The sequence below is a fragment of the Pseudomonas sp. LBUM1679 genome (assembly GCF_059695565.1).
Map to the genome: position 1 here is coordinate 2,279,073 of NZ_CP166774.1, position 24,284 is coordinate 2,303,356.

The following is a 24,284-nucleotide window of genomic DNA, read 5'->3' on the forward strand; positions in this document are numbered from 1 at the left end:
GAGGCTGGCAGCCGTCACCTTGGTTCTGTTAGTGCTGCTGGTTGCCTGGACAATGACGCTGGACACTCGATATACCCCCGGCTTTCCTCTGATCTGCCTGCCGACCGCAACACTCCTCATTGAGTTGCTCACTGGGTTCCTTCAAGGTTTTCGAAGCCGACGAGAATGTCTGCCGCTGTTCGCAGCGCTGGGAATCTTCGTTTTGGAGTTCGTGCTGATGATCACAGCGCTATAACCGCTGATTGTCCCGCCAGAGCTGACCTTGCAAGCTGCCGCCTTCAGTCCTATCAGTCAGATTTTCATGTTGGTCGGTTTTTGCCGTACTTATACCGGTGACGTTCATTTACAACACATACGGCTTTAGCGTCTTTAGCGGCAAGGTTCGTGCCGCTCCTGATTGACCGGAGCCCTTCAACCAGCTAGACCCAATGCCTGGATGTTATTTTTAGGATGGTTTTTCCAAAGCGCGTTTCGTTAGCAAAGGTAGTTTGTGTACCGCAATCGGATGCGTGAACGACTGAACAGACGTCAAACTTCGTGAGCGGGCAACCGACTTTTTATCTGTGTTCAACCCTAAAACTTATAACCGCTATTGACCCCATTGCGGACAATTCCTGACAAACCAAAACTACTGTTGTTAAGTGAGAGGTAAGAAGTAACTACCGGTGCGCGCACCACTAAAAATGAGCTTGATGGATAGACCTTCGCGCTACCAGTCGTGGTTGATTTCCCCGTGAAGCTGCCCCTCGCACCGTAGCTTTTGCCAGCATCGTCCCAAAACCGGTAGTTGCCGGAGGCTGGGCAATAGACGGCCCGTTACTCTCGTTCAGCGTCCGCCCAACACACCTTGCGTGGTTAAACAGACGCCCACTTATGCGGCAGCCGCTCGGTGATCTCACTCGCCCGCTGCGGTCTAAGGCGCGCTGTGTGTTGTGAAAGCATTTTGATAGTGGTTCAAATGGCTGCAGTTGGCTGAAAGTCGTCGCAGAGCCGGTGCTGGCTTGCTCTGATTCTTATCGGATGAACGCCTGCAAATCGGTGCCCAGTTTAACGATCGCCGCTTTGAAATCCTGGGCGGTGATTTTCTGACTGGCGTTTGAAACCTGGCTACCAAAGACTTTGCGCACCACTTTGGCGACGGTCTGGTTGTTGCTGGCGTCGATGAACTCGGCCTCGATGAACAGTGTGGTGTCCTGATCGCGATGGCCGATGGCCGATGGCCGCTGGCCGCGGAAACGCTAACCACGGATCGGCAGCAGCGGCCCGAACAATTCTTCCTGCATCACCAGTGCCTGCTCGGGCGGAGCCATGTCCGCTTCCTGGTCGATTGCTGTCGGTCGGACAGGCTGCTAACGGCCGAGCAGGCAGTTTTGGTCGCCAGCAGTTGATTGTGGAAACCGGTAAGTGGGGTTGGGGCGACTTGTCGGTGGAGATGCTCTGCGTAATGGATACAACTGTTCGGAATCGACCCGGAGCAAGCGCTCAGTGATATCTACGAAACCATGAGGAGTTCCGTAGTCAAGAACTGACTTATGAAGGAGGAAGGGATCCAGTGGCGGTGTAGGCTGGGAAAGACATCATCGACTCGGTCGGTGTGTGCTCATAGGTTGAGGACAACACCGCACCGAGCCGATCGCCCAGCAGGTTCCAGGCGCGTTTCTTCTCTTCGGCATAGTCGTGATGCAGGTAGTGGCGTCTCACCCGAGAACCCGCCAGCACATGGTTTTGGCAGCGATCTATCACGTCCAGGCTGACCCCCAACGCCTGCATCATGGTCGCGCCCGTGCGCCGTAGGTCATGCGGTGTCCAGTCGCCGTTCTGGCCGTCGGCAAGGACCAGCGTATCGTCGTGACGCCGTCTGGAGAGGGCCTTGCGGTTTTTGAATCGGGCCTGGCGATCACCCACCTGTTTACTCGCCACCTTCACGTCTACATGCCCATCATCCTGCTTGTTCGGAAAGCACCACTGGGAGTCTCCCGTCAGGGTCTTGAGTTCCTGAAAGAAATGCAGGGCGAAGGGGGAGAGGAAGACATGGTGGTCCTGTTTCTTGCCCCGGGAGCCTTTGACGTTTTCACTGGGGAGGAACCACGTTTGCCGCTCCAGATCGACATTTTTCCATTCGGCCTGCAGCAACTCGCCAATCCGGCACAAGGTGCCCAGGCTGATCCAGAGCGCGAGCTGCGTTTCCTTCTTTAGCGGCCGAATACCGTCGTATTTTTGGCCCGCGGGGAGGGCGTCGTAATCGGCGGTCATTTGCTGGAAGCGGTTGTGCAGTTAGGCCTTGGCCAGATCCTGGACGGTCAGTGTTTGGGCCTTCCGCGTCGTTTCCTGTTCGGCCTCTACGTTAGTCGCGGCGTGCGCCTGTGCCTTGGCGGTTTTCTTGTGCTCGTTGGGATTGATCTGCTCATCGATGAGCGCTCGAGCCTGGTTGCGTGCCTTGCGGATATCCGTCAGGGATTTGCGCGGCCAAGACCCGCAGGAGTACTCTTTGTTCTGCTCGCCCCAGCGATAACGATAGAAAAAGCTGACCGACACGCCGTCCTTACGGACTGAGACTCGACCGGCGAGATTGCCATCCTCCCTGAGGATTCGGCCGGCATCATCGGCGGTCAGCGACTCGAGTTCTTTGATGGTAATTTTGGCCATGTAATGAACTCCCCCTACTTTTACCCCCACAAAAACGTCGGCTCTTGATGGACGTTACTGGACTCTCGTAGAGCAGAACACCGCTGGAGCTCAAGTAAATACCAGCTTAGAAAAATCCAGAGTAAAATTTTGGAAGCTTTCAAGAAGTATGAAAAAGGAGATGGGGTGCTAGGGGTCGAGTGTTCGAATCACTCCGTCCCGACCATATAATTCAAGGGGTTGCGAGATTTTATCTCGCGACCCCTTTTTATTTTTAGGCATTTTTACCCCTACAAAACGACTGGCTCTCAGTGGAATCCTCACTGCGCTCGCGTGAATTGATGCCTTATCTGGCAGTCTTCTCATGGTTGAAGCTGCAAAAGATTCACGCTTTTTTTACGGTGAGTTTTGTTACTCACACGATACTGGCCGGTAAAATTGACAGTGAATTTATGCCTCGAAACTCTCAACTTCTTCGTTTTACCCTCTAGACCCCCCTGGGTTTGTTGGCGCCGACGCCGAATTGACCCAGTTGCCGAGATATCACTGACTCTGTCTGATTCCTCGCGAACCATTACCTTGCTGGATTTGTGCCGTTTTTTTTGGGGGGGCAGTCTTGCGTCAGCGCATGGGTTAATTCGGCGGAGGCGTCAACAGCTGGACGCACAACGGGAGTTGTTCACCGCGCAACAGGGCTTGCTGACCGACCGACTCAATCAGATGAGCAGTGAGGTTGCGCTGTTCAAGGCGCTGGGCGGCGGCTGGTTGAGACAGGTACCCGTAAAGACCTGATTCCGAAAAGCAAAAAAAACCAGTGCACGCGTAAGGCGGGAGCGTCACTCGACTCTCCTGCCTTTTTCGCTCATTCAGACGTTCTTCAAACAGCCATGTCCGCCTGACATGCTGTCGCTAAACCGGCGTTTACAGATCGCTCGAGGGTACACCGGGGCGCACACCAGTCGTGAGGGCAAGTTCGAGCGGGCCAACGGCGGAACGATTTTCCTCGACGAAGTGGCGGAACTGACGCCCCGCGCGCAGGCCGCGTTGTTGCGGGTGCTGCAAGAAGGTGAGTTGGAGCGGGTAGGGGGTACGAACACTATCAGGGTCGATGTCCGTCTTGTGGCCGCCAGTCATACCGATCTGGCCGAGGCGGTCAAACTGGGCCGTTTTCGGGCGGACCTGTTCTACCGTCTCAACGTGTACCCGGTTTACATTCCCGCCTTGCGTGAACGCAAGGAAGACATCCCGTTGTTGGTGGAACACTTCCTTGGCAAATACCAGACGCTTTACAACAAGCGAATTTCAGGCGTGTCCGACAAGGCGATGCTGGCGCTGATGGATCATGGTTGGCCGGGTAACATCCGCGAGCTGGAAAACATGATCGAGCGGGGGATCATCCTCACCGACAACAATCAGATGATGGAAATGCACGCGCTTTTTTCGTCTGTACAGGAGCCAGGCCGCGCGCTGAATCAAATCAATACCAAGGGACAACTGAAGTCCGCACCTGTGCCGGTTTCAGCTGACGTCGATCCTATTTGCGATGCGCTGCTCAGCGATACTTTCAACCTCGAAGAGTTCGAAACGCGTCTTCTGCGAACGGCAATGAAAAAAGTCGATGGCAACGTTTCCAAAGCAGCTCGGGTACTGGGATTGACCCGTGCCCAGTTGGCTTATCGCCTGGAGAAAAAGGACGGTTGAACAGGCATTCCCCCGGCATCGCGAGTTGGCGGGGGCGTGCCGGGCCGGATAGAGCAAATGCTGAAAAACGCTTCATCAAATGCTGAAAAGCGCTGATGGCTCACTTTGCTGTAAACCCGCTGCAGTCGCCATTCATCTTGTCAGGTCAATCAAATAAATTGTTTTTAATCAACAGCCTATAAAGCAAATCCCACCCCGCAATGGACTATGGCACAGCCATTGCTCTGTTCTGCATCAGCCCCAACCAGGAGCCCGATGCATGAACCCATCACTCACTGCTTTCAACGATATGCCGCGCTACGTTCGCGTGCGCAGTTCCAGCTTTGATCCTTTCGTCGAATTCGACTTCGCCATTGGCGACCCCGAGCTCTACGTCGAGCTGGTACTGCCGCGATTGGCCTTCGAACAGTTCTGCACCAACAACCGCGTACAGCACATGAACGCGCAGATGTCCGCGGCCATCGATGCAGACATGCATAAGTGGCGCTACGGCGAGGCAGACCCGAGCTGTTGAGCCCTGGCACGTCGCCCCTACAACAACAATGACAGGACGCACGCCCATGAGCGTTGAAATCAAGACGACTACCGCCCAGACCCTACGCAACACCTTCAGCCACACCCGTCGCCGGTTTGGCGACAAGGTGGCCAGCCGTTACCAGGAAGCGAGTTTCGACCTGGAGTCGGCGACCAATTTTCATTACCGGCCGCTGTGGCAGCCGGACAAGCTGCTCAACGATGCCACCCGCACTGCCGTGGTCATGGCCGACTGGTACGCGGTCAGCGATCCACGCCAGTACTACTACGGCGCCTATGTTCAGGCCCGGGCCAGGATGCAGGAAAACGCCGAGCACGATTACTCCTTCTGCGAGAAGCGCGACATGCTCGCCGGCCTGTCCAGTGCCAATATCCAGTTGATCAGCAAGTTGCTGTTGCCCCTGCGCCACGCCGAGATGGGCGCCAACATGAACAACAGCAACATTGCCGCCGACGGCTTTGGCACCAGCGTCACGCAGATGCACATGTTCCATGCCGTGGATCGTCTGGGCATCGCCCAGTACCTGTCGCGCATCGGTCTGATGCTCGATGACGGAGACGTCCTGTTGCTGGCCCAGGCCAAACAGCAATGGCTGAACGATGCGGCATGGCAGGGCATGCGTCGCTACGTCGAGGACACCCTGGTGGTGCGTGACTGGTTCGAATTGACCGTGGCGCAGAACCTGGTCAGCGACGGCCTGGTGTATCCGCTGCTGTTCCACAAACTCGACGAGCAACTGTCGGCCAACGGCGCCGGGCAGGTCGGCATGCTGACCGAGTTCATGCGCCTGTGGTTTGCCGAAAGCCAGCGCTGGGTCGATGCGATGCTCAAGACGGTGATCAATGAAAGCGCGGCCAACAAGGACCTGGTACAGGGCTGGATCAATCACTGGAGCCAGCGCTCGGTCGAGGCTCTGCAACCATTGGCTGCATTGGGTCTCGATGCGTCGGCACTGGATGCCGTGTGCACCGAGTTCGCCGCACGCGTGAAAAAAATCGGCCTGACAGGAGCCAACGTATGACTTCCCTCGTGTACATCAACCTGCAGGACACCGATTACGCGCGCTCGATCGTCGGCGCCATTGTCCAGGACAATCCCCATGCCGAGATCCAGCATCAGCCCTCGATGATCCGCATCGAAGCCAAGGGTCGCCTGGATATTCGTCGCGACACGGTGGAGCAGATCACCGGCAGCCACTGGGATATCCAGGAAATGCTGATGTACGTGATCACCCTGGGGGGCAACGTGGTGGAAGAGGACGACAGCTTCTCCCTGCACTGGAGCAACTGATCGCCAGCCGCCATTGCGTGTTTGATCCATAACAAGAATTCGGGAGTGCCATCATGGCCGTGAAAAAACGCCTTAATGCCAAAGAAAAATACCGCTGCATGACCCGTGATCTGGATTGGGAGCCCACCTACCAGACCCACGAGGATATCTATCCCCATGAGCGCTTCGAGGGCATCAAGATCACCGACTGGGACAAGTGGGAAGACCCGTTCCGCCTGACCATGGACACCTACTGGAAATACCAGGCCGAGAAAGAGAAAAAGCTCTATGCGATCTTCGACGCGTTCTCGCAGAACAACGGCCATACCACGCTGTCGGACGCCCGTTATGTCAACGCGCTGAAGCTGTTCCTGTCGGGCATCACACCGCTGGAATACCAGGCCTATCAAGGCTTCGCCCGGGTCGGTCGACAATTCAGCGGTGCCGGTGCGCGAATCGCCTGCCAGATGCAGGCCATCGACGAACTGCGCCACGTGCAGACCCAGATTCACGCGATGAGTCACTACAACAAGCACTTCAACGGCCTGCATGACTTCGCCCACATGCACGATCGCGTGTGGTTTCTTTCGGTGCCCAAGTCGTTCTTCGAAGATGCGCGTACCGCCGGCCCGTTCGAGTTTCTCACCGCGATCTCGTTTTCGTTCGAGTACGTGCTGACCAACCTGCTGTTCGTGCCGTTCATGTCGGGTGCAGCATTCAACGGAGACATGGCCACGGTGACCTTCGGCTTCTCCGCACAGTCCGACGAAGCCCGACACATGACCCTGGGCCTCGAGGTGATCAAGTTTCTGCTGGAGCAACATGAAGACAACGTGCCGATCATCCAGCGCTGGATCGACAAATGGTTCTGGCGCGGCTACCGCCTGCTGACGCTGGTCGGGATGATGATGGACTACATGCTGCCCAACAAAGTCATGTCCTGGTCCGAAGCCTGGGGCGTGTATTTCGAAGAGGCCGGCGGTGCGCTGTTCAAGGATCTGGAGCGTTACGGCATCCGTCCACCCAAGCATGTCGAAGAGGCCAACATCGCCAAGGACCACGTCAGTCACCAGGCCTGGTCGATCTTTTATCAATACAGCCAGGCGACCAACTTCCACACCTGGATGCCGACCGACGAAGAGCTGGACTGGCTGTCATCCAAATATCCCGACACTTTCGACAAGATCTATCGCCCGCGCTTCGAGCACTGGCGCGCACTGCAAGAGAAGGGCGAGCGCTTCTACAACCCGACCCTGCCGATGCTCTGCCAGATCTGCCAGATCCCGCTGTCGTTCGGCGAGCCGGATGACCAGACCACCCTTAGCCATCGCGCCACCGAGCACGAAGGCGAGCGTTATCACTTCTGCTCCCAGGGCTGCTGCGACATCTTCGAATACGAGCCGACCAAGTACATCCAGGCCTGGCTGCCGGTGCACCAGATCCTGCAGGGCAATTGCGGTGGCGAGGATGTCGAGTCGGTGGTACGCGACTACTACAACATCAACCCCGGCGAGGACAACTGCGAATACCTCGGTTCCGCCGAACATCGACGCTGGCAGGACTGGCACCCGAACGACCGCAACAGTGTGCCGGCCTCTGCGGTTGACCCGGACCTGCTCAAGACCGGTTGAACGCTGACTTTGCGTGCCGAAGCAAGCCTGCGGGCTTGCTTCCCCCAAACAAACAACAATAAGGAAAACCATCATGCCCGTGACTGCCATCGGCGCCTATGACGCCCACCCTCTGGACCGCCAGGAAAATTTCCGTGGCCTGCAACTGGTGTACCTGTGCTGGGAAAAACACCTGATGTTCTGCGCTCCGCTAACCTTCCCGCTACCACCGACGATGCTGTTCGGCGATTTCATCGAACAGGTGGTCAAGCCCCCGATTTCCCACCACCCGGATGCAGCACGGATTGACTTCAGCCAGGCACTGTGGCGCCTCAACGATCGACCGTTCATCCCGGACAACGGCGCGAGCCTGATCGCCAACGGCATCGACCACAAGAGTCTGTTGCACCTCAACACCCCTGGCTTGAACGGCATTGCCGGCAGCTTCAACTGAGGACATCGCCATGAGCTACCAAGTCACCATTGAACCCACTGGCGAGCAGATCGAAGTGGAAGAGGGGCAGACCATCCTTCAGGCCGCGTTGCGCCAAGGCGTCTGGTTGCCGTTTGCCTGCGGCCATGGCACCTGCGCCACCTGCAAGGTCCAGGTGCTGGAAGGCGAAGTGGATCTTGGCGCAGCGTCACCCTTTGCGCTGATGGATATCGAACGCGAAGAAGGCAAGGTCCTGGCGTGCTGTGCGATCCCGCAGAGCGACATGGTGATCGAGGCCGATATCGACGCGGACCCGGATTTCCTCGGCCATCCCGTCGAAGACTACCGGGCGGTGGTCAGCGCCCTGGTGGACCTTTCGCCGACTATCAAGGGCGTGCACCTCAAGCTCGATCGGCCGATGGCGTTCCAGTCCGGACAATACATCAACCTGCAACTGCCCGGGGTTGAAGGCTCGCGGGCCTTCTCGCTGGCCAATCCACCAAGCCGCGCCGATGAAGTCGAACTGCACGTGCGCCGGGTTGACGGCGGGCTGGTCACCGGCAAGATTCACGACGATTTGAAGGTGGGTGATACGGTGGAACTGTCCGGCCCCTACGGCCAGTTCTTCGTACGCACGTCTCAGCCTGGGGACCTGATATTCATCGCCGGTGGCTCCGGGTTGTCGAGCCCGCAGTCGATGATTTTTGACCTGTTGCAGGCCGGTGATACCCGGCAGATCGTGCTGTTCCAGGGCGCGCGCAACCGTGCCGAGCTGTACAACCGCGAGCTGTTCGAGGCACTGGCCCGGGACCACTCCAACTTCACCTATGTACCGGCCCTCAATCAGGCGGCGGAGGATCGTGAATGGACGGGGTTCAAGGGTTTTGTGCATGACGCCGCGAAGCAGCATTTCGGCGGTCGTTTCAGTGCCAACAAGGCTTACCTGTGCGGGCCGCCGCCGATGATCGACGCCGCCGTCACGTGCCTGATGCAGGGTCGGCTGTTCGAGCGCGACATCTTCATGGAGCGCTTCTACAGCGCCGCCGACGGGGGTGAAAGTACCCAGCGCTCGGCACTGTTCAAGCGCATCTGATTCAACGTCCTGCACAACCTGGCGCTGCCGGCCTCGACAGCGCTTTGGTTGGCTGTTGCGAACAGGCTCCTGTCTGCGCTCGATCAGGGCCCCGCCATGCCAGGCGCCACCTGCCATTCGAAGAGCTATCCAAATTCGATAGGCGATATATAGCCGCGGATTGTTTTATGGAACTTTGGATAACGCATAAGGTGCCGCTCTCGATGAGTCCTTGCTAACAGTCTTGAACGCCCTGCAAGGCGACGCATGGTCACCCTGTCAAACAATCGCGCCCGCCACTGAGCAAACGCTCAGGGGACGGGAGTGCTTTGCGCATGCATCCACGCGATGTTTCAGGTGCAGGAATCAGTGGGGTGAGGTCGCCTGCGTCTGACAGTCAACTCACAGGGTTCTGTTTTGCGGTTTTGCTGAAAAGCCCGTTCGCCACCAGCGCCTATCCGGGGCCTTGCCTGCCTGTCGATAATTCCTCATCACATGTTTGCCGGTGCTGACTTGGTGGTCCGGCCGCAACGTCTGTTCTGCCCGGCGCGCGAGAGGTATTTGCAGGGTTCATTCTTCCCTGGGTTTTAGGGGGGAGCGCCTATGAGTGCCTGAATGTGTGTGGGGCCACCGCTGTCCATGTCACGCAGGTAGTAATTCAGGAATCAGAATGCGTGCCATGCGAGCGCTGCGATCCTTGCGGTCTTGCGCAGTGTCTTCGCTGTGCAGCAATGACAAGCTGATTTGATAGGCATAGATCAGATAAGCGCGATCGCAGGCTTCGCTCTGCGTCACGTCAGCTTGTATCAGCAGGCCCTCGATATAGTTCAGGCGATAGCGGTCGACTTCGTCGATGGCTTGTCGGGCTTTATCGTCCCGGCGCGCCCAGGCGCGTATCCCCAATTCAATGGCGGCGGCGTCGCGAGCTGTCTGGCCATGGGATGGCAGCTCCAGCAAGCGTTGCAATTGCTGCTGCGGTGAGGTGTGAGCAGTCCGCAGTTGAAGGATGACATCCTCAGTCGCACGGGACCGCCAGTTGCCGAGAATGCCTTCGAGTAATTCACCACGGCTTTTGAAGTGGTAGTAGAAGCTGCCACGGGTGATCTTCAACTCCTTGGCCAAAGTGTCGACCCGAACGGCGTCTACGCCGCTGGTAACCAGGACATGCTGTGCGGCATGAATCCAATCTTCTCGAGTGAGACTGGTACGTGTTGACATTGTGCTAGGGCCTTGTCCAACCAACTGGATGAGTGCCGGGGGCGGGTAGGGCGCCTCCGGCAAGGAAAACATTCTAACGCCTGGCGGGCTGCCCAGGCAGCCGCAATTCACAGGTGTCTAGAGCAGATCTTTTTTATACCAGGCTGACCGCTCATCAGAAAGATACAGATCTGTATCCTGGTGGAAAGCTTTGTTTTCCGCTCTAGGACCTGATTCTCCTTCGAATACTGAGATACACGTATGTATGTTGAGTGTTGACTGGTCTCGGTTTCGTCTCTAGCATACAGATACACATCTGTATCTTCATAAATAAAAAAACCGGAGGCCGTATGGACGGTATTGGAAAAACCCTGCTGGCAGCAGGTCACAAGACCAACTATCACGAAGCAGGTCAGGGCGATGCCCTGTTTCTGCTCCATGGCTCCGGTCCCGGGGTTTCTGGCTGGACCAACTGGTCCAAAAGCATGTCAGCGTTCTCCGATAAGTGGCGGGTCATCGTGCCGGACATCGCCGGTTTCGGTTTCACCGAGTTTAAGGAAGACGCCAAGTACGACATCAAGCTGTGGGTCAATCACCTGGTTGGCATCATGGATGCGCTGGATATTCCCAAGGCCTCGTTCGTTGGCAATTCCTTTGGTGGTGCGGTCGCCATTGGCCTTGCGGTGTTCGCCCCGGATCGGGTCGATAAGTTGGTGTTGCTCGGCACGCCTGCAGGTGAGTTCGTCCAGACTCCGGGTCTGCGTGGTGCCTGGGAATACGAGCCTTCGCTGGAAAACATGCAGCAACTGATGGAGCTGTTCCCCTACGATAAGGCATTGATCACCCCCGAGTTGGTAAAGGGTCGGTACGAAGCCAGTGCCCGTGCCGGTTCGCAGGAAGCCTTGCGCAAACTCATCCCTAAGCCAGCCGCCGAAGGTGGAACGCTGGTCAAGGGTTTCCCAGCTGCGGCTCTGGCCAAAATCGTCGCTCCAACTCTGGTCGTACACGGTCGCGAAGATGGGGTGGTGCCACCAGCGTGCGGATTGTTGATCGCCAACAGCGTGCCGAATGCGGATTTGCATCTATTCGGCCGTTGCGGTCACTGGGTGCAGAGCGAGCAACCGCATCGCTTCGTCGCTTTGGTTCGCGACTTTTTGTGCGAGTGATCTGTCATGAGCCGAAACCTACTGGAGCGAGCACTGTGGCAACTGTCGGTTGACCGCGTTTCCAAAAAGCGTTTTCGCGAGGATCCCAAAGGCTTCCTCGGGCGTTTCGCATTAAGTGACGAAGAAGTCGAAATGATCGTTGGCTTTGACGTCGCTGCGCTGCAAGCGGTAGGGGTCAATCCGATGTTGACCATGGGTTTCTGGCAGGAGCTGGCACCGCAGCGGTGCATGTCGTTGTACAAGCAGCGCCTGGGTGCCACCGATGAACAAATAGCGGCGTTTTCCGCCGCCCTCAAGGGGTGAGGCGAATGGGCAAGATAGTAGGCGGATTCTGGATGCCACATGACCCGGTCATGTTCGTCGCCCCCAAGGCGCCGCCGCAGGCCCAGATTGATGCGGTCTGGGGCGCATACGAGCTATGTGCTCAGCGTCTGGCGGAGTTGGCGCCGACCTCGATCATCATCGTAGGTTGCGATCATTACATTCTGTTCGGCACCCAGTGCCTGCCGCGTTATGTCATCGGTACCGGTGATGTCGATGGACCACTGGAGCGCTTGCCGAGTCTAGAGCGAGGAGTGGTACTCAACCAGGAAAAATTGGCCGGTCATATCGTTTCCCATGGCGAGGAGCAGGGCATCGATTGGACGGTGGCGCGTAGCTTCACGGTGGATCATTCCTTCTCGATTCCGCATCAGATGGCGGTCAAGCCTGCTGAGAAAATTCTCGGTCGGGAGCTGCCAGCCATCCCCGTGTATCTGGCCTGTGGCGTGGATCCTTACATTTCGCTCAAGCGAGCTGCTGATCTCGGTCGCCAGATCCGTGCGGCGGTGGAGTCGTTCGATGCCGACGAGCGCGTCGTCATTATCGGTAGCGGCGGCATCAGCCACTGGGTAGGGACGGCGGAAATGGGCCAGGTTGCCGAGGACTTCGACCAGGAGATTCTCGCCCACGGCGTCAACGGCGATCTGCAAGCGCTATGCGCCTATTCCGATGAAGAGATTTTGCGTCGCGCCGGCAATGGTGCCATGGAAATCCGCAATTTCGCCTGTGCCATGGCTGCCGTCGCCCAACCGACCGGTGAAGTCATCGCCTATGAAGCTGTACCGGCCTGGGTCACCGGGTTGGGTTTCTTGCAATTGTTTTCTGCGGAGGAAAGGTCATGAGTCGTGTATTGCTGTGCCAGCGCGATGAACTGTCGCCGGGCGAGTTGAAAAAAGTCAGCCATGGCGCTGCCGAAGCTATCTGCGTGTACAACCTGGGCGGCACGTTCTATGCCACCACGGACATGTGCACACACGCCACCGCCTCACTGGCAGAAGGCGATCTGGAAGACGACCTGATCACCTGTCCGGTGCATTGGGGGCAATTTCACATTCCAACGGGCAAGGCAGTGACATTTCCCTGTGAAAAGCACCTTCGGACGTATCGGATCATCGTCACTGACAAAGAGGTCTATGCCGACCTCGAACATGCCAGCGATGCCGCCTTGGCCGACGCCTGACGCCCAACACCAAGGCCCGTCTTTCCCACCGTATTCCTTGTGAGTCTAGAGCAATGGATAACTGCAAACACATACCACTCAGAACCATTGAGCCTACACCCAGCCTGCCGAACCTTGATCGGGTGTGCGACATGGAGGAAGGCCGCTTGTCTGGCAAGGTGTTCTGGGATCAGGCCATCTACGAGCAAGAACTCGAGAAGATTTTCGCGCGTTGCTGGCTGTTCGTCGCCCATGAATCGCAATTGCCGAAGTCTGGTGACTATCTCGCCACCAGCATGGGCGAGGATGAGGTCTTGGTGGTGCGTCAGAAAGATGCATCGCTGAAGGTGTTCCTCAACGCCTGCCCGCACCGTGGCAACAAGATCTGCTTCGCCGAAGCGGGCAATGCACGAGGCTTTATCTGCAACTACCACGGCTGGTCATTCGGCGCCGATGGCGGTCGCTTGCTGGGTATGCACGAGTCCAAGTGCTACGAGGAAAGCAATTTCGACAAGGCCAAGCATGGACTGCGCGAGGCCCGTGTTGCGACCTACAAGGGACTGGTATTTGCCACTTTTGCCGACGATGCACCGTCACTTGAGGAATACCTGGGACCGATGACCTGGTACCTGGATGTCATGCTCGACATGGACGAGGGCGGCAGTGAGTTTCTCGGTGGCTGCATCCGTTCCACCATCGAATGCAACTGGAAGGTCGCGGCGGAAAACTTCGTCGGCGATATTCTCCACGGTGGCTGGACTCACGACTCCGCGGCCAAGGCCATGCTGGGTGGGCCGGTGGCCAACGTCGGCGACCTTCCCGAGTCCTACTCGGTGAACTGGAATGGTCACGGCTACGAGTTCGCCACCGATGTGGTGGGCAACGCCGCCACCCTGGGCGAGAAAGACATCAACAAATACCTGCACGTATTGCGCCCGAAAGTGGCGGAGCGTCTGGGCGAGTTCCGCTCCAAGCTGATCGGTTCAATCTCATCGTTCACCGTGTTCCCCAACTTCTCGTTCTTGCCGGGGCAGAACACAGTGCGCATCTGGCAACCGCGCGGGCCACACAAGATCGAGCTGTTTACCTGGGTCATCGTCAACAAGAATGCACCGCAGGACATCAAGGACAAATGGCGCCGTGGCGCGATGATGACCTTCTCCCCAACCGGCGTGTTCGAAATGGACGATGGCGAGAACTGGGAATACTGCACCAAGACCAGCCGCGGCATGGTCACGCGCTATCAGGATCTGTACGTCGGCCTTGGCATGAACACACGCATCGAAAACAGCGAACTGCCCGGCAATGTGTTCAAAGGGCAACTCAACGAATGCAACTCCCGTGCGTTCTACCAGCGCTGGAAAGACCTGTTGCAATCGCCCACCTGGGCGGACGTACCAGATCGTAACGGCAAGATGCGTTGAGGGGACCGAAGATGAATGCTTTGCCAATGGAACAACCCGTTGCATTCGAAGACACACGCGCCGTCGAGGCCTTCTTGTTGCGTGAGGCCCGCCTGCTCGACAACGAGTGCTGGGATGAGTGGCTGCAGTCGCTCAGCGAGACCATCCACTATTGGATGCCCGGTATCGAGAACCGCCGACGCGAAGACAAGTCGGGCCCCTACAGGCTGGAACACATGGCCTTCTTCGACGACGGCATGCGTGATCTGCAGCGTCGGGTGGCGCGGTTCAAGCAGCCGTCGGCCTGGGCTGAAAACCCACCGACGCGCAACGTTCACCTGATCAGCAATATCGAGGTGTTTGCCGGTGAACAGGACGGCGAGTTCATTGCGTTCTCGTGCTTCATGAACATCCGCAGCCGTGGTCTGGACGAGTCCCATCAACTGGTCGGACGCCGTGAGGATGTGCTGCGCCGCGAGGCCGACGGGCTGAAGTTATTGAAGCGCAAAATCCTGATTCCAAACGCGATGTTGTTGTGCAAGAACATCAACACTTTCCTCTGAGGGCACGCACATGGGTTGGCTCGAAGGACAAGCAGCATTGGTCACTGGCGGTACCGGCGGCATCGGTAGCGCCATCGTTCGGCGCTATGTGAACGAAGGCGCACGGGTGTGCGTCATGGCGCGTGACGACGAACAGCTGAGCGCACTGCGCAGCGAACTGGGCGACGCCATCATCACGGTGCAGGGCGATGTCTCGAAATATGAAGACAATCAACGCGCGGTGGCGGCCACACTGAATGCGTTCGGCAAGCTCGACACGTTTGTCGGCAATGCGGCGGTGTTTGATTACTTCACTCGCCTGGACCGTATAGCCCCTGAAGATTTTGAAAGTGCATTTCAGCGCTTATTCGCCATCAATGTTCAAGGCTACATGCTGGGCGCACGATGCAGTACTGATGCCTTGCGCGCCAGTCGCGGCAGCATGATTTTCACCCTCTCCAACAGTGCTTTCTACGCCGGCGGTGGAGGCATTCTCTATGTGACCGCCAAACATGCGCTGGTCGGCATGATCCGTCAGCTGGCCTACGAACTGGCACCGGATATCCGCGTGAATGGCGTGGCGCCAGGGGCGACCAATACGCCGATGAAGAGTCTCGATGGGCTCAATGCGCGAAGTGTTCCGCTCAACCAGATCCCGGGTTTCGAGCAAGGCGCTGCGCAGGCGGTGCCGCTTCAGCGCATCGCGGAACCGGAAGATCACACGGGCCATTATGTGCTGTTGGCCTCCCGTGAAAACTCAGGGTTGACCACCGCCAACATCATCCACAGCGATGGTGGCTGGGAAGTCCGCAGCCCGGGCGCGGCCAGTCACAGAAAGGTCTGATGCCAGGCCTGTCCGTGTAATCCATAACAAGAGAAAAGACCGATGAGCGCCAATAGCCGTTCCTTGAGTGCACCCCAACAGAAGTTGCTGGATCTGTTTGCTGGCTTACCTTTGCCGGTGCTGGCCGCGCCGATGTTTCTGGTTTCCGGGCCACAGCTGGTCAATGCCTGCTGTCAGGCAGGCATCGTCGGCAGCCTGCCGGCGCCCAATGCGCGTACCGTCGAGCAACTGGACCAGTGGCTGACTCAGATCGTTGTCGAGCGTGAGGCCGCGAAAACACATGGCCAGATCTGGGCACCCTGGATGCTGAACATGATCGTGCACAGCACCTACGATCGGTTCGAAGCCGAGTTGGAGCTGGTCAAACACTATCAGCCGCAGATCGTTTCCACGGCCTTGGGTAGCCCCAAGCGCGTGCTGGAAACGGTCCACGGTTATGGCGGCGTAGTGATCGCTGACGTCATCACTCCGGCCCTGGCACGCAAGGCGGTCGATGCGGGGGTCGATGGTCTGGTGTTGGTCTGTAACGGTGCCGGCGGCCATACCGGCAGCTATAACCCCTTTGCCTTCGTCGCTGAAGTCCGCGAGTTCTGGGACGGGCCGCTCGGTCTGGCCGGCGCTGTTTCGAATGGGCGCGACATCCATGCGGCGCAAGTTCTGGGCTGCGATTTTGCCCTGGTGGGTACTCGTTTGGTCGCGGCCCACGAGAGCCTGGTCGAAAACGCTTACCGGGACATGCTGGTGGACTGCTCTATGGATGACGTGGCTACCACCAAAGCGGTCAGTGGCGTACTCGCGACCTGGATGAAACCTTCCCTGGAAAAGGCCGGTATTGACCCAGACGCCGAGAACAACACGCGTATCGATTTTTCCGGTGACATTGCCTCCGCCAACAAAGCGTGGAAACACGTGTGGTCAGCGGGGCAGGGCGTAGGGCAGATCAAGCGCAGCTACAGCGTCGCCGAGCTGGTCGATGAGTTGCATCAGGGTTACCTGACCAGTCAGCAACGCTCGCATTGAGCGGTGACTACCAATTGTTGAGGAGCTACTCCATGAACCACGATTCCATTCAGGCTGCCGCCTCGGCTTTGGCGCAAGCGCGCATGACACGAACCCCCTGCGGTCGTATCTCCGAGCGCTTCCAGATTTCCACACTGGCTGATGCTTACGCCGTACAGGAACTCAATACCCAGGCCGCGCTGGCCGCCGGTCGCCGTCTCAGCGGGCGTAAAATCGGCTTGACCTCGCTGGCCGTGCAAGAGCAATTGGGCGTCGATCAACCAGACTTCGGCATGTTGTTTGCCGATATGGAATACGGCGATGGCGAGGCCATTGACAGCTCCCGCCTGATTCAGCCCAAGGCCGAGGGTGAGATCGCTTTCGTGTTGGGGCGTGACTTGCCCAATCCGGACACAACCCTCGGCGAGCTGATGAGCGCGGTGGAGTACCTGGTGCCGGCGCTGGAAATTGTCGATTCGGCGATCGAGAACTGGAAAATTACCCTGGTCGATACGGTGGCCGACAATGCTTCTTCGGGGCTCTACGTCCTGGGCAAGAGTCCTGTGCGCCTGGCCAATCTGGACCTTGCTCTGGAAGGCATGTTGCTGGAAAAAAATGGTGCTCAGGCGTCAATCGGTGTGGGCGCAGCCTGCCTCGGCAACCCGCTGGACGCCTGCCTGTGGCTGGCGCGGACCATGGCCGAATTTGGCCGGCCACTGCGCGCAGGCGACGTGCTGTTATCCGGAGCCCTGGGCCCCATGGTGCCCGTGATCGCCGGTGACAGCCTGCGCTTGAAACTGACCCGACTGGGTGAAGTGAGCTGCCGATTCGAATGAGTGTGATGCGCTGACCGTTTGGGGTCATGCGACAGGGGTCCGGGTTGTTGAACCGGCACCCGTAACAACAAAAATAATGATGATGAGACAGCAGACCTGTCTGTTGATCTTGTGAGGGCGTGCCGTGTACGACTTTTTCGACGATCCTGCCAAGTTGGCGCCTGCTCGCGTGACTGTCGAGCCAGGTGAGGCGGGCAGTTTCATACTGCGATCCCCGGAACCTCTGCAACCCTATGCCCGTTGTATCGGCGAGTGGCTGGAGCGATGGGCGCTCGAGGCTCCACTGCGCCCTTATCTGGCTGAGCGTCGCAATGGCGTCTGGTTCACCTTGAACTACAGCGAGGTTCGCCAACGCGTCGGTGCTCTGGCTCAGGGCTTGCTGGAGCTCGATACGGTGCCCGGTCGACCGGTGCTGGTGTTGTCGGAGAACGACATCGACCAGGCATTGATTACGCTGGCGGCCATGCATGTCGGGATTGCGGTGGCCACTGTTTCCGTCGCTTATTCGCGCAATACACAGAGCGGCTGCAGCAAGCTCAAGTCTATCGTGGCGCAGCTGCAACCGGCGTTGATCTTCATCAACGATGGCGACACTTATCGCCGCACCATCGAATTGATTCAACCGGACTGTCCCGTCGTGGTTGCGCGCAACGCCCAGGCCGTTCCTGGCGCGCTGCCGCTGCCCTTGCTGTACCGGGTCGAAAGTGCGCAGGTGATGGAGACCTTTCTGCGCCTAAATGGTGATGTCCCCGCCCGCTATATGTTGACTTCCGGCTCCACTGGCACGCCCAAGGTGGTGATCAATACCCATCGCATGCTGTGCGCCAACCAGCAATCGATCGCCCAATGCTGGCGCTTCCTCGAAGGCAGTGAAATGGTCGTGGTGGATTGGCTGCCGTGGAGTCATACCTTCGCCGCGAACCATAACTTCAATATGGTGCTGCGCAATGGCGGCACGCTCTATATCGATGATGGTTTACCGGTGACCGGGCGCATCGAGCGGACGGTGGAAAATATCAAATCCGTCCAGCCGACGGTGTTCTTCAACGTCCCTCGTGGCTATGAAGCGCTACTGCCTTACCTGGAGCGCGACGAGGAGCTGGCGCACGCACTTTTCGGTCGTCTGGACATGCTGTTCTATGCCGCTGCGGCTTTGCCACAGAGCACGTGGGATCGGTTGATGGCCTGTGCGGAAAAGGTGCGCGACAAGCCCCTGTTCTTTACCAGCGAATGGGGCGCGACCGAGACCTCTCCAGTGCTCACCAGCGTTCATTACCGTTTGGACAAGCCAGGCAACATCGGCCTGCCAGTACCGGGCGTTGAGATCAAATTCGTGCCCAGCGGCGACAAGCTGGAAATGCGTGTACGCGGACCCTCAGTGTTTCAGCAGTATCTCAATGACCCGAAAGGCAGCCTTGAGGCGTTCGATGAACAGGGCTTCTATCAGATTGGCGATGCCGGTCGACTGCTCGATCCCGAGCGCCCGGAGAAAGGCATCGTGTTTGATGGGCGGGTCACCGAAGACTTCAAGTTGACCACGGGCACGTGGGTTTCCGTCGGCACGTTGCGCCCACGGCTGGTGAGTGTCTTGGCGCCTTACGCTTCTGACTCTGTCATTTGCGGTCACGATCGAGACGTGATCGGCGCATTGATCTATCCGACGCCGGCGTTGCGTGCGTTGGCCGGAGCCGCAGGCAAGCGCATGACCGCTGAACAACTGGCTCTGGAACCTGCTGTTCGCCTGGCCCTGAGTGCTGGTTTGCAAACACTGGCCCAGCAATTTCCTGCGTCCTCGCAGCATGCCGTGCGCATGGTCATCCTCGACTCGCCGCCGAGCCTCGATGATGGGGAAATTACTGACAAGGGTTACATCAACCAACGTGCTGCACTTGGCCTGCGTGCCGATGCGGTCAAGCGTCTGTATGCCGAGACGCTGGACCCGACCGTGATTCTTCTCGACGAAGCGTATGGAGAAAGTAAATGAGTTCCAGAAAACTGAAAGTCGCCATCATCGGCTCCGGCAACATCGGCACCGACCTGATGATCAAGATCCTGCGTAACGCCGAACACCTGGAAATGGCGGTCATGGTCGGTATCGACCCGGCCTCCGATGGGCTGGCCCGTGCCCAGCGCATGGGCGTGGCGGTAACCCACGAAGGCGTTGAAGGCCTGACCCGCATGGACGTGTTCAAGGATATCGACTTCGTCTTTGATGCCACTTCGGCTGGCGCCCATGTGAAGAACGATGCGTTCCTGCGCTCGATCAAACCCGGCATCCGCCTGATTGATTTGACGCCTGCGGCCATCGGCCCGTACTGCGTGCCGGTGGTGAACCTGGAACAGAACCTGACCCAGCTCAACGTCAACATGGTCACGTGCGGTGGCCAGGCGACCATCCCGATGGTCGCGGCCGTGTCGCGGGTGGCCAAGGTGCATTACGCCGAAATCGTCGCCTCGATTGCCAGCAAATCCGCTGGCCCCGGCACCCGTGCCAACATCGACGAATTCACCGAAACCACCTCCAAAGCCATCGAAGTGATCGGCGGCGCGGCGAAGGGCAAGGCGATCATCGTGATGAACCCGGCCGAACCGCCGTTGATGATGCGTGACACGGTGTTTGTGTTGTCCGAGGCAGCCGATCAGGCTGAGGTCGAGGCGTCCATTGTCGAGATGGCCGTAGCCGTACAGGCTTATGTGCCGGGTTATCGCCTTAAACAACAGGTGCAGTTCGACGTCATTCCTGAAGACGCTCCGCTGCACATTCCGGGCCTGGGCACGTTCTCCGGGCTGAAAACTTCGGTGTTCCTCGAAGTCGAAGGCGCCGCCCATTACCTGCCGGCCTACGCCGGCAATCTCGACATCATGACCTCCGCTGCCTTGGCCACCGCCGAGCGCATGGCGCTGTCGATGCTGAACGCCTGAGGAAACCGACATGACTTTTAACCCCGGCAAAAAACTCTACATCTCCGACGTGACCCTGCGCGATGGCAGCCACGCGGTGCGTCACCAATATTCGCTGCAGAACGTGCAGGACATTGCCCGCGCCCTGGACAAGGCCAAGGTCGACTCGATCGAAGTCGCTCACGGTGATGGGCTGCAAGGTTCGAGCTTCAACTATGGCTTCGCCGCGCACACCGACCTGGAGTGGATCGAAGCGGCCGCTGACGTCATCAGCCACGCCAAAATCACCACCCTGTTGTTGCCCGGCATCGGTACCGTGCATGACCTCAAGGCCGCGTACAACGCCGGAGCCCGGGTAGTGCGGATCGCCACTCATTGCACCGAAGCGGATGTGTCGAAACAGCACATCGAGTACGCCCGCGAGCTGGGCATGGACACCGTCGGTTTCCTGATGATGAGCCACATGATCCCAGCCGAGCAGTTGGCCGCGCAGGCCAAGCTGATGGAAAGCTACGGCGCCACCTGCGTGTACATGGCCGACTCCGGTGGTGCGATGAACATGCAGGACATCCGCGACCGCTTCCGTGCCTTCAAAGCTGTGCTCAAACCGGAAACCGAAACCGGCATGCACGCTCACCACAACCTGTCGCTCGGCGTGGCGAACTCGATCACTGCCGTCGAGGAAGGTTGCGACCGCATCGACGCCAGCCTCGCCGGCATGGGCGCCGGTGCCGGCAACGCGCCGCTGGAAGTGTTCATTGCCGCCGCCGAGCGTCTGGGCTGGAACCACGGCACCGACCTGTACACGCTGATGGACGCCGCCGACGACATCGTGCGCCCGCTGCAGGACCGGCCGGTGCGGGTGGATCGCGAAACCCTGGCGCTGGGTTATGCCGGCGTTTATTCGAGCTTCCTGCGCCACGCCGAAATCGCCGCTGCGAAGTACGGTCTCAAGACCCTCGACATCCTCGTCGAACTGGGCAAACGCCGGATGGTCGGCGGTCAGGAAGACATGATCGTCGACGTCGCGCTCGATCTGCTGACGGCCCAGCGCCGTTAATTTTTCATCACACAGTGAATGAGCAAATGCCATGACCTATCACGTAGATATTCAACCAGCTGGGCAACAATTCGATCTGGATGCGAGCAAGACCATCCTGGATGGTGCGTTGGCGGACGGGCTGATGCTAAAGCACAGCTGCCGTGAAGGGACGTGTGGCAGTTGCAAGGGCAGGGTGGTGAGCGGCAGTGTCGATCATGCCAATAGTCCGCTGGAGGTTCTGAGCGAAGAGGAACGTGCTGGCGGACTCGCTTTGTTCTGCTGTGCCAAAGCGACCTCGGACCTGGTCATCGATGCTCCGGAAGTAACCGAACTGCGCGGTATTTCGATTCAGCAGACGGCCGCCCGCGTGGCCAGCATCGAAAAGGTCGCCGACGATGTCATCGTCGTTCGACTGATGTTGCCGCCTACGGTCACGTTCAACTATTACCCCGGCCAATATGCGCAAGTATTGCTCAAGGACGGCAGTCGTCGCAGTTATTCAATGGCTACACGTTCGACAGTGGACAATCAACTTGAGTGGCATATCCGTCATATGCCAGGGGGCAGTTTTAGCGGGCATGTATTCAATGCATTGAAGCCGCGCGAACTGCTTCGTCTGGAAGGTCCTTATGGTTCTTTCTATCTGCGTGAGAACGATCAACCGATGATCTTTCTCGCCAGTGGTACCGGTTTTGCGCCAATCAAGGCGTTGCTTGAGCAACTGCGTGAACAGGGAAATAACACACGTCCGGTTTATCTCTATTGGGGAGGCCGGCAGCGCAAGGATCTCTACCATCACGAGCAGTTGCTCGAGTGGCAGGCCGAATTGCCTTGGTTGAACTACATCCCGGTGCTCTCGGAACCGAACGATGCCTGTCAGTGGCAAGGCGCTTGCGGATTTGTACACCAGCAGGTCCTGTCCGACTTTGCTTCGTTGAAGCGCTTTGAAGTGTATGCCTGTGGGGCACCGGTCGTTGTGGATTCCGCCCGTCGAGACTTTATCGGGCAGCGAGAGTTGCTGGAAACCAATTTCTACGCTGATGCATTCGTATAAACGCAACAACGTTAACTAACGGATTAGAACGAGAAACACCCGAACTTTATTGGGCACGCATGCGTGGTCGCTCAACAGGTTCGGGGGCAGGGACACGCCAGCAGTAAGGACCCGTTCAATACTAATAAAAATAGAGAAAACCATGAAAGCTCAAGTTCGCGTTCCCTCGAGTATCGCTGTTTGTTTTGTTCTCTCCGTTCTTGCTGGGCAAGTAAGGGCAGCCGGTTTCGTCGAAGACAGTAAAGCCAGTCTGACGATGCGCAATTACTACTTCGACCGCGACTACAAAGGCACGTCCGCGCAATCGGCAGCCCGCGAGTGGGCCCAAGGCTTCATTCTCAAATACAGTTCAGGGTTCACTCAGGGACCTGTGGGTTTCGGTATGGATGCCGTGGGGCTATTGGGCGTCAAGCTCGATTCTTCGCCGGATCGTACTGGCACAGGTTTGCTGCCGTACGACGTGCCCAGCCGAGAACCTCGCGACGATTACTCGGAGCTTGGCCTGACTGGAAAAATGAAAATCTCGAAGACGGAACTGCAAGCCGGGACCATCAGTACGTTTCTGCCAATCGCCTTCGCCAGCCCCACGCGTTTGTTGCCGCAGACCTTTCGTGGTGCCTATTTGCGCTCGCAGGATCTGGACAACCTGACGTTGAATGCAGGCTGGTTGGACCGCATTAATCTGCGCGATTCCACCAGTTACCAAAAAATGACCGTCGCATCGCCCAACGGTCGTTTCAACCCCACCGCAGAATCGGACCGGTTCGTCTTTCTGGGCGGTGATTACAAATGGTCCGATAGCCTGACCCTGAAGTACTACCACGCTGTGCTGGACGAAATGTATCGCAAGGACTACTTCGGCTTCGAGCAGATACAGCCTATCGGTCCCGGGAAGCTGAAGACGGATGTGCGCTATTTCATCACAGGGGAAGACGGCGCGGCCAAGGCTGGGCATGTCGACAACCGCAATCTGGGGATGATGTTCACTTATTCGGTGGGCGCCCACAGCCTGGGGGCCGGTTATATGCAGCTCAACGGCGCTACCGCCATGCCTTATCTGACCGGGACCGAACCCCTGGTAGTGTCCGAAGGGTCGCTCAGTTCCGAGTTCCTCAACCCCAAGGAGCGCAGTTGGCAAGTGCGCTACGACTACGATTTTGCGGGCGTCGCAGTGCCGGGCCTCAAAGGCATGGTGCGCTACCTGGAAGGCAGCAATATCCAACTGCCGACGGCTTTGGGTGGCGATGGCCTGAGTGAAAGCGAAAAAGATGTCGAACTGTCCTATGTCGTGCAGTCGGGCACTTTCAAAGGGGTCAGCGTACGTCTGCGTCATGCCTGGTATCGCAACGATTTCGCCCCGGCGGCTTCCTTCCGCGATGACAACGAGACACGGGTGAACATCGACTACACCTTGGCGCTCTGGTAGTCCAGGCAGCGACTGGCCGAACGGGCGCCATCAAGCGCCTGGCCGCTCCCAACCACCACAACAAGAACAACAACATTGGATTACTGATCATGCAGCAGCGTGTATACGACGTTCCGACGCATCGAAATCGAATGGCCGCGGCGCCTCTC

Annotated in this window: 22 protein-coding genes and 3 pseudogenes; 22 read left to right on the forward strand and 3 right to left on the reverse strand. The window is 58.1% G+C overall.

The genetic code is table 11. The features are described 5' to 3' along the window. Positions 1 to 1,013 precede the first annotated feature (1,013 nt). Positions 1,014 to 1,214, reverse strand: a pseudogene (locus ACA062_RS10585) (DUF3313 family protein); the annotation flags it as partial. Positions 1,215 to 1,530: 316 nt separating this feature from the next. Beyond that, a pseudogene (locus tag ACA062_RS10590) lies at positions 1,531 to 2,646 on the reverse strand (site-specific integrase). A gap of 636 nt (positions 2,647 to 3,282) precedes the next feature. On the opposite strand from ACA062_RS10590, the pseudogene ACA062_RS10595 reads away from it, so the two are divergent. The 8 genes and pseudogenes from ACA062_RS10595 to ACA062_RS10630 all read left to right on the forward strand — a co-directional run. Beyond that, positions 3,283 to 3,417: pseudogene (locus ACA062_RS10595) on the forward strand (hypothetical protein); the annotation flags it as partial. A 108-nt stretch (positions 3,418 to 3,525) separates the two neighbouring features. Further along, entirely contained in the window at positions 3,526 to 4,326 is an 801-nt protein-coding gene (locus ACA062_RS10600) for a sigma 54-interacting transcriptional regulator (protein WP_497456315.1), read from the forward strand. Between the two features lie 259 nt (positions 4,327 to 4,585). Continuing rightward, complete coding sequence (locus tag ACA062_RS10605; protein ID WP_497456316.1) at positions 4,586 to 4,840, forward strand: phenol hydroxylase subunit; 255 nt, start codon at positions 4,586 to 4,588, stop codon at positions 4,838 to 4,840. Positions 4,841 to 4,886: 46 nt separating this feature from the next. Continuing rightward, positions 4,887 to 5,882: an aromatic/alkene monooxygenase hydroxylase subunit beta gene (locus tag ACA062_RS10610; protein ID WP_497456317.1), complete on the forward strand. Its 996-nt coding sequence runs from the start codon at positions 4,887 to 4,889 to the stop codon at positions 5,880 to 5,882. Beyond that, complete coding sequence (locus tag ACA062_RS10615) at positions 5,879 to 6,151, forward strand: MmoB/DmpM family protein (protein WP_497456318.1); 273 nt, start codon at positions 5,879 to 5,881, stop codon at positions 6,149 to 6,151. The genes ACA062_RS10610 and ACA062_RS10615 overlap by 4 nt, the downstream gene beginning before the upstream one ends. A gap of 53 nt (positions 6,152 to 6,204) precedes the next feature. Continuing rightward, a complete protein-coding gene (locus ACA062_RS10620; protein ID WP_497456319.1) occupies positions 6,205 to 7,761 on the forward strand; it encodes an aromatic/alkene/methane monooxygenase hydroxylase/oxygenase subunit alpha in 1,557 nt (518 codons plus the stop codon). Between the two features lie 73 nt (positions 7,762 to 7,834). Continuing rightward, a complete protein-coding gene (locus tag ACA062_RS10625) occupies positions 7,835 to 8,194 on the forward strand; it encodes a phenol hydroxylase subunit P4 (protein ID WP_497456320.1) in 360 nt (119 codons plus the stop codon). A 10-nt stretch (positions 8,195 to 8,204) separates the two neighbouring features. Next, positions 8,205 to 9,266, forward strand: a complete 1,062-nt coding sequence (locus ACA062_RS10630; RefSeq protein WP_497456321.1) for an NADH:ubiquinone reductase (Na(+)-transporting) subunit F — start codon at positions 8,205 to 8,207, stop codon at positions 9,264 to 9,266. A gap of 621 nt (positions 9,267 to 9,887) precedes the next feature. On the opposite strand, the gene ACA062_RS10635 is transcribed toward ACA062_RS10630, so the two are convergent. After that, complete coding sequence (locus ACA062_RS10635) at positions 9,888 to 10,463, reverse strand: TetR/AcrR family transcriptional regulator (protein ID WP_497456322.1); 576 nt, start codon at positions 10,461 to 10,463, stop codon at positions 9,888 to 9,890. A gap of 329 nt (positions 10,464 to 10,792) precedes the next feature. On the opposite strand from ACA062_RS10635, the gene ACA062_RS10640 reads away from it, so the two are divergent. The 14 genes from ACA062_RS10640 (at position 10,793) to ACA062_RS10705 (ending at position 24,135) form a co-directional block, all read left to right on the forward strand. After that, on the forward strand, positions 10,793 to 11,608 hold the full coding sequence (locus tag ACA062_RS10640) for an alpha/beta fold hydrolase (protein ID WP_497456323.1): 816 nt from the start codon (positions 10,793 to 10,795) through the stop codon (positions 11,606 to 11,608). Positions 11,609 to 11,614: 6 nt separating this feature from the next. Further along, entirely contained in the window at positions 11,615 to 11,911 is a 297-nt protein-coding gene (locus tag ACA062_RS10645) for an extradiol ring-cleavage dioxygenase (RefSeq protein ID WP_497456324.1), read from the forward strand. A 5-nt stretch (positions 11,912 to 11,916) separates the two neighbouring features. Further along, on the forward strand, positions 11,917 to 12,771 hold the full coding sequence (locus ACA062_RS10650) for a DODA-type extradiol aromatic ring-opening family dioxygenase (RefSeq protein ID WP_497456325.1): 855 nt from the start codon (positions 11,917 to 11,919) through the stop codon (positions 12,769 to 12,771). Further along, positions 12,768 to 13,109 (forward strand): non-heme iron oxygenase ferredoxin subunit, encoded by a 342-nt coding sequence (locus ACA062_RS10655; RefSeq protein ID WP_497456326.1) that lies wholly within the window; start codon positions 12,768 to 12,770, stop codon positions 13,107 to 13,109. Before ACA062_RS10650 ends, ACA062_RS10655 begins: the two co-directional genes overlap by 4 nt. Before the next feature lie 131 nt (positions 13,110 to 13,240). After that, positions 13,241 to 14,512: an aromatic ring-hydroxylating oxygenase subunit alpha gene (locus ACA062_RS10660; RefSeq protein ID WP_497456327.1), complete on the forward strand. Its 1,272-nt coding sequence runs from the start codon at positions 13,241 to 13,243 to the stop codon at positions 14,510 to 14,512. An 11-nt stretch (positions 14,513 to 14,523) separates the two neighbouring features. Beyond that, positions 14,524 to 15,054, forward strand: a complete 531-nt coding sequence (locus tag ACA062_RS10665; RefSeq protein WP_497456328.1) for a 3-phenylpropionate/cinnamic acid dioxygenase subunit beta — start codon at positions 14,524 to 14,526, stop codon at positions 15,052 to 15,054. 10 nt (positions 15,055 to 15,064) lie between these two features. Further along, on the forward strand, positions 15,065 to 15,877 hold the full coding sequence (hcaB, locus tag ACA062_RS10670; RefSeq protein WP_497441009.1) for a 3-(cis-5,6-dihydroxycyclohexa-1,3-dien-1-yl)propanoate dehydrogenase: 813 nt from the start codon (positions 15,065 to 15,067) through the stop codon (positions 15,875 to 15,877). Positions 15,878 to 15,919: 42 nt separating this feature from the next. Continuing rightward, positions 15,920 to 16,897, forward strand: coding sequence for an NAD(P)H-dependent flavin oxidoreductase (locus ACA062_RS10675; protein ID WP_497456329.1), 978 nt, complete (start codon positions 15,920 to 15,922; stop codon positions 16,895 to 16,897). A 32-nt stretch (positions 16,898 to 16,929) separates the two neighbouring features. Next, a complete protein-coding gene (locus tag ACA062_RS10680; protein WP_497456330.1) occupies positions 16,930 to 17,712 on the forward strand; it encodes a 2-keto-4-pentenoate hydratase in 783 nt (260 codons plus the stop codon). 124 nt (positions 17,713 to 17,836) lie between these two features. Further along, a complete protein-coding gene (locus ACA062_RS10685) occupies positions 17,837 to 19,696 on the forward strand; it encodes a feruloyl-CoA synthase (protein WP_497456331.1) in 1,860 nt (619 codons plus the stop codon). Then, positions 19,693 to 20,634 (forward strand): acetaldehyde dehydrogenase (acetylating), encoded by a 942-nt coding sequence (locus tag ACA062_RS10690; RefSeq protein ID WP_497456332.1) that lies wholly within the window; start codon positions 19,693 to 19,695, stop codon positions 20,632 to 20,634. The genes ACA062_RS10685 and ACA062_RS10690 overlap by 4 nt, the downstream gene beginning before the upstream one ends. Before the next feature lie 10 nt (positions 20,635 to 20,644). Continuing rightward, entirely contained in the window at positions 20,645 to 21,673 is a 1,029-nt protein-coding gene (gene dmpG / locus ACA062_RS10695; RefSeq protein ID WP_128607777.1) for a 4-hydroxy-2-oxovalerate aldolase, read from the forward strand. Positions 21,674 to 21,704: 31 nt separating this feature from the next. Next, complete coding sequence (locus ACA062_RS10700; protein WP_497456333.1) at positions 21,705 to 22,709, forward strand: CDP-6-deoxy-delta-3,4-glucoseen reductase; 1,005 nt, start codon at positions 21,705 to 21,707, stop codon at positions 22,707 to 22,709. Between the two features lie 142 nt (positions 22,710 to 22,851). Next, the gene (locus ACA062_RS10705) at positions 22,852 to 24,135 is read left to right on the forward strand and encodes an OprD family porin (protein WP_497456334.1); all 1,284 of its coding nucleotides are present in this window, start codon (positions 22,852 to 22,854) and stop codon (positions 24,133 to 24,135) included. Positions 24,136 to 24,284 lie beyond the last annotated feature (149 nt).

Excerpts from the sequence above, each read along its gene's own strand:
- ACA062_RS10690 (WP_497456332.1), top strand. The coding sequence starts at position 19,693 with ATGAGTTCCAGAAAACTGAAAGTCGCCATCATCGGCTCCGGCAACATC.
- ACA062_RS10610 (WP_497456317.1), top strand. The coding sequence starts at position 4,887 with ATGAGCGTTGAAATCAAGACGACTACCGCCCAGACCCTACGCAACACC.
- ACA062_RS10620 (WP_497456319.1), top strand. The coding sequence starts at position 6,205 with ATGGCCGTGAAAAAACGCCTTAATGCCAAAGAAAAATACCGCTGCATG.
- dmpG (WP_128607777.1), top strand. The coding sequence starts at position 20,645 with ATGACTTTTAACCCCGGCAAAAAACTCTACATCTCCGACGTGACCCTG.
- ACA062_RS10660 (WP_497456327.1), top strand. The coding sequence starts at position 13,241 with ATGGAGGAAGGCCGCTTGTCTGGCAAGGTGTTCTGGGATCAGGCCATC.
- ACA062_RS10665 (WP_497456328.1), top strand. The coding sequence starts at position 14,524 with ATGAATGCTTTGCCAATGGAACAACCCGTTGCATTCGAAGACACACGC.
- ACA062_RS10605 (WP_497456316.1), top strand. The coding sequence starts at position 4,586 with ATGAACCCATCACTCACTGCTTTCAACGATATGCCGCGCTACGTTCGC.
- ACA062_RS10640 (WP_497456323.1), top strand. The coding sequence starts at position 10,793 with ATGGACGGTATTGGAAAAACCCTGCTGGCAGCAGGTCACAAGACCAAC.
- ACA062_RS10680 (WP_497456330.1), top strand. The coding sequence starts at position 16,930 with ATGAACCACGATTCCATTCAGGCTGCCGCCTCGGCTTTGGCGCAAGCG.
- ACA062_RS10625 (WP_497456320.1), top strand. The coding sequence starts at position 7,835 with ATGCCCGTGACTGCCATCGGCGCCTATGACGCCCACCCTCTGGACCGC.
- ACA062_RS10655 (WP_497456326.1), top strand. The coding sequence starts at position 12,768 with ATGAGTCGTGTATTGCTGTGCCAGCGCGATGAACTGTCGCCGGGCGAG.
- ACA062_RS10645 (WP_497456324.1), top strand. The coding sequence starts at position 11,615 with ATGAGCCGAAACCTACTGGAGCGAGCACTGTGGCAACTGTCGGTTGAC.
- ACA062_RS10675 (WP_497456329.1), top strand. The coding sequence starts at position 15,920 with ATGAGCGCCAATAGCCGTTCCTTGAGTGCACCCCAACAGAAGTTGCTG.
- ACA062_RS10630 (WP_497456321.1), top strand. The coding sequence starts at position 8,205 with ATGAGCTACCAAGTCACCATTGAACCCACTGGCGAGCAGATCGAAGTG.
- ACA062_RS10635 (WP_497456322.1), bottom strand. The coding sequence starts at position 10,463 with ATGTCAACACGTACCAGTCTCACTCGAGAAGATTGGATTCATGCCGCA.
- hcaB (WP_497441009.1), top strand. The coding sequence starts at position 15,065 with ATGGGTTGGCTCGAAGGACAAGCAGCATTGGTCACTGGCGGTACCGGC.
- ACA062_RS10650 (WP_497456325.1), top strand. The coding sequence starts at position 11,917 with ATGGGCAAGATAGTAGGCGGATTCTGGATGCCACATGACCCGGTCATG.
- ACA062_RS10705 (WP_497456334.1), top strand. The coding sequence starts at position 22,852 with ATGAAAGCTCAAGTTCGCGTTCCCTCGAGTATCGCTGTTTGTTTTGTT.
- ACA062_RS10615 (WP_497456318.1), top strand. The coding sequence starts at position 5,879 with ATGACTTCCCTCGTGTACATCAACCTGCAGGACACCGATTACGCGCGC.
- ACA062_RS10700 (WP_497456333.1), top strand. The coding sequence starts at position 21,705 with ATGACCTATCACGTAGATATTCAACCAGCTGGGCAACAATTCGATCTG.
- ACA062_RS10600 (WP_497456315.1), top strand. The coding sequence starts at position 3,526 with ATGCTGTCGCTAAACCGGCGTTTACAGATCGCTCGAGGGTACACCGGG.